Raw genomic sequence first — 4,544 nt, 5'->3', positions numbered from 1 at the left:
AGTAAAAAATGGACAATGCCCATTCAAAACTGGCGTCAGGCGATGAGTCGATTTATCATCGAGTTCGAGGAACGCCTCGAAAGACATATTAACTAAGTGGCAGTTACACAGAATCTGTTACAGGGTCTCAGGACTTGGTGCTGTCCTCACAGACTGATATTCAACAATTTCTCCCTTAGTGTCTCTTATTGGTGTAACAAACGCGTTGACCCAATAATAATCACCATTTTTCGCTAAATTTTTAACTGGACCCATCCAAGAGTCACCACGTTGAATAGTAGACCACATATTCTTAAAAGCAGCTTTTGGCATATCTTTATTTCGAACTAAATTATGTGGCTGGCCTAACATTTCCCCAATGGTATATCCGGCAACTTCGCAAAAAGACTGATTTGCATAAGTAATACGACTATCCAAGTCTGTTGTTGAAAGTAAAATACTATGCTTATCCAACTTTATTTCCCTACCTACTATTTTTGGCATTATTGTTTATCTCGGTAGCTTAAGACTGGAGAAATATAAATCTAAGACTTTATAGTCAGAAGTATTTTTTACAAAAGTGGGATACTAAAGCGATGTTCTATGATTGAGATCATTATTTGGTAAGTCACCTACAGCCAAGCAACATTGCGTCTGACAAATCAATAGCGGTCACTATAAATCATGTTAAGAGTTAACTTCAGAAGCCGTGAATCTCGGGGTTGAGCTTACACTCAATTTTCGCAGATTAAGTTAATAATTTTGAATCTAGATAGTCTACTCAATGAAGCTTTTTACGAGGAAACAATTTAGCCGAAGCAGGCTAAAATTATTGAGAACCATTCGCATTATTTTGGAGTGTTTGCTTAGTTGGCAATAACTATCAGTTAGACAAAGCTTTTGTAAAAACAACGGGCAGAAATGGTCAACATAAATTGTACCTTTACCAGTTACCCGTTGTTCAACAAAGTTCTATCGAGACATATTTTATGCTTTTGATAACACAGCGATAAAATATGCTGGAGAGTGCTCGAAGCTATTCAAGGATACCTTGAGTTGATAATCCTTATCTGTTTTTGTTTGTGAGTGGCCATGAGAAGTACTCTGATCATTTGAGATTTTTTCTGCGGAATAGTTAAACGCGCAACTAAAGCAGTTCTTTTCACTATAAGGACACTCAATACCAATAGCGAATTCATTTAATTCTTCTCCAGTTACGGGATCGTTGATGGTAAATGAAAACCCAGCTTGCGTGCCAATTAGAGCGCCTTCCTTTTTAGAAGTTGACACAAGCCCTGCAAATCTGCAAGAGTCATTAGGATCAGATTTATTTTCAACCATGCCCGGTATCAAACTCGTATAAACGAGACACTTACCATGTTTGTCATGTCGATGAAGGTACTTGATGTCTTCGCCAGTATTATTGACGACATAAAGAATACACTGTGCTGACTTATCAAAAAACCAAAGGATAGGGATCACAAGTGCAATAAATGTTGCGACTACGATGTCTAGGATTTCAGCTACTTCTTCACTATCAGCAAGTAGCTCATCAATCATTTCTTCCATTAACTGCTTGGTGAGCTTTCCCTCATCTTTAATGAGCTTTTTCTTCAGTTGTTCACACATTTTATTAGTAATTGCAGCGACTTCATGTTTAATAAAAACTGCAGTAACCTGCTGTGATGTAGGGTTTGGAGGAAGATCTTTAAGTGCAGCAGACAACGTGAGTAACTGCTTACAGCAGGTTTCTATTTCATCACCCTCTGCAGAATTCATCTTTTCAAACATTTCAGATGTGATGGCAATTGCACCCTGATTACTAGGTTGATCAGTAGAAGAAAGTGATAAGAGCATCTCATTTTGAACGTCATAGAGTTGTTCAGCCGTCTGTGCTTGCTCAAACTTTTCCGCCCAATTCGGAAATACGTTTTCAAAACTGGTTTTTAGGTCTGCAATAATGTTTTCATATACGCTCATGGTTTTTCCTTAATGACTTTGGTTAATATCATTTTTAGAATAGTTGAGCGTCTAAAAAAGCGTAATTACACGTTGTTACAGGTTATTACAGTATCGATTGGTGTAAAAAATGCAAAAAGAAATAGGCTCTATTACTTTTTGGTATTTGAGGTAAGTTATAATAGATTTTCCTGAAATATTCTTAGTTTTCTGACGGGGTTTCTGTGCTTTTTTACCAAGATTCGGTCATAGCTATGACGGTATGCGATTGTTATGAGCGTCAAAATAAATAAGAATGAAAGCAATGTGTATGCACAGCTTAGGAAAGTGCTATAACTTATTGAACAGGGTAAGGAAAAGTTGGTCGGCATAGCAGGATTTGAACCTGCGACCCCTGACACCCCATGACAGTGCGCTACCAAGCTGCGCTATATGCCGACTTGGTGACTACTATACGGATTTTTTTTTGAAAGGCAATAAGTGGTTGGTTTGTTTGGACATTAAATGAACTCAAGTGCGTATTTTTGTGTTCGTTTTCATTAACGTTGGGTCGTATAAGAAGAAAGCGCACTAAATATAAGCATTAGTGCGCTGTATTGGTCTACTTAGTCCAAATACCTTTTGGTAGTGTTTTTTCTACTTCAGGGTTGGTACTCGGATCAAACTCGGGGGTTACTCCAGCTTTAAGCTGCTTTTTATAATCGGCAGCAAGCCACAGCACAACCTTGCGAAGCATAAAGAGTGCAACCACGTTAACTACAGCCATTAACCCCATTGAAATGTCGGCGAGGGTCCAAACTAATCCGAGTTCACTTACTGCACCAAACATGACCATACCTAATACACAAGCTCTAAACACCATCATTCCTTTCTTTGAATGATGATCTAAAAACAGCAGATTGGTTTCTGCGTAACTGTAGTTGGCAACAATAGAAGTAAAAGCAAAAAATAAAATAGCGACTGCAACGAAAGTTGCACCCCATTCACCTACATGGTGAACCAACGCAGATTGCGTTAACTCAATGCCGGTCAGGCCAGAGTTTGGCTCAAGCTGACCAGATAAAAGGATAAGCGAAGCTGTCGCGGTACAGATCACTATAGTGTCTACAAATACACCTAGCATTTGCACATAACCTTGCGATGCAGGATGGTTCGGATTTGGTGTTGCACTTGCTGCTGCGTTTGCAGCGCTACCCATACCGGCTTCATTTGAGAATAGGCCGCGTTTAATTCCTTGAAGCATAGCTTGCATTACCGCGTAGCCAATAGCACCAGCGCCAGCTTGTTCGATACCCATTGCACTTTTTACTATTAACATGAATATATCAGGCAGCTGCGCAAAGTTTACAGCACAGACGTACAGCGCCAGCATAAGATAAGCAACGGCCATAAAAGGAACGACGAGCTCGGCAAAGCGTGCAATAGTCTTTAAACCACCAAAGATGATAACCCCTGCCGCTGCCGCTAACGCAATACCCATAATATGCTTGGGCACATCGAAGGCAACTTCAAATGCTGCAGCAATGGAGTTTGCTTGCACTGCATTAAAGACAAAACCAAATGCGAGAATAAGACAAAGAGAGAACAACACACCCATCCACTTACGTTTTAAACCCAACTCCATATAATAAGCAGGTCCACCACGGAAATTTCCGTCATCATCTTTTGTCTTATATAACTGCGCTAAGCAACTTTCAGCAAAACTGGTCGCCATACCAATTAAGGCGATAAGCCACATCCATAATATAGCACCCGGACCACCTAGATAGAGCGCGACACCAACACCTGCCATATTACCGGTACCGACGCGAGCGGCTAATGATGTACAAAATGCCTGGAAAGAAGAGATACCATCTTCAGCGCCCTCACGGCTTTGCATCATTACCTTCACCATATACGGGAATTGGGTGAATTGAATAAAACCGAGTCTAACAGTGAAAAATACACCAGCAGCTATTAATAGATAGATAAGTAGATGGCCCCACAATAGACCACTTATCGAGTTTAAGATATCAGCCATATATTTAGCCTTTTCCTGAGAACGAGTAAATAATGGGGCGGTAATCTACCACAAAGAACAACAAAAACTGAAATTAGTGCATGTTATCCACAGAAAATGTGGATAAGCTGTTAGGGTTTTGTGGGTCAAAACGTGTTTGAAAAATAAATAGAAAAACTTCAAAAAAAGGGTTGCACTTAAATTGGATCTCCCTATAATGCGCATCCACCGACACGGGGAGCAACGCTGAAAAGCAACGAGCCAACGAGTCGGGAGTCAAATAAAGCTTGAGTTTGAATGCTTCGAAAGAAAATCAAAATTAAGTGTTGACAAAAAATGGGAAATGCTTAGAATGCACAACCCTCAGCGCTAACGGCGCAGCGATGATAAGTCATCGTACCGGGTAGCCGGAATGTTCTTTAACAATATGAAGCAATCATCTGTGTGGGCACTCGTACAGATTGAGTTCTAACAGCAGAATCTAGTTCGCTAGATGACGCAAACAAATTTAGAGTCTCAATTGAACTGAGTGACCAACAGAATAAACATAGTTTATTCAGCACAGTCAATTCGATACCGAAAGGTATCAAAATCAGAATTCAATGAG

Annotated in this window: 2 protein-coding genes, 1 tRNA gene and 1 pseudogene; all 4 read right to left on the bottom strand. The window is 40.0% G+C overall.

Features of this window, described 5'->3' with window-relative positions:
* Positions 1–120 precede the first annotated feature (120 nt).
* Positions 121–483: pseudogene (locus F9Y84_RS21630) on the bottom strand (PAS domain-containing protein); the annotation flags it as partial.
* A gap of 483 nt (positions 484–966) precedes the next feature.
* Positions 967–1,959, bottom strand: a complete 993-nt coding sequence (locus F9Y84_RS21625; protein ID WP_147391420.1) for a hypothetical protein — start codon at positions 1,957–1,959, stop codon at positions 967–969.
* A 340-nt stretch (positions 1,960–2,299) separates the two neighbouring features.
* A tRNA-Pro gene (locus F9Y84_RS21620) sits at positions 2,300–2,376 on the bottom strand.
* Between the two features lie 163 nt (positions 2,377–2,539).
* On the bottom strand, positions 2,540–3,958 hold the full coding sequence (locus F9Y84_RS21615; protein WP_147391421.1) for an alanine/glycine:cation symporter family protein: 1,419 nt from the start codon (positions 3,956–3,958) through the stop codon (positions 2,540–2,542).
* Between the last annotated feature and the right edge of the window lie 586 nt (positions 3,959–4,544).

The sequence above is a fragment of the Pseudoalteromonas peptidolytica genome (assembly GCF_012641745.1).
Lineage (GTDB): Bacteria > Pseudomonadota > Gammaproteobacteria > Enterobacterales > Alteromonadaceae > Pseudoalteromonas > Pseudoalteromonas peptidolytica.
The sequence above is the reverse complement of the archived record's forward strand: the minus strand, read 5'-3'. Positions and strand labels throughout refer to the sequence as shown.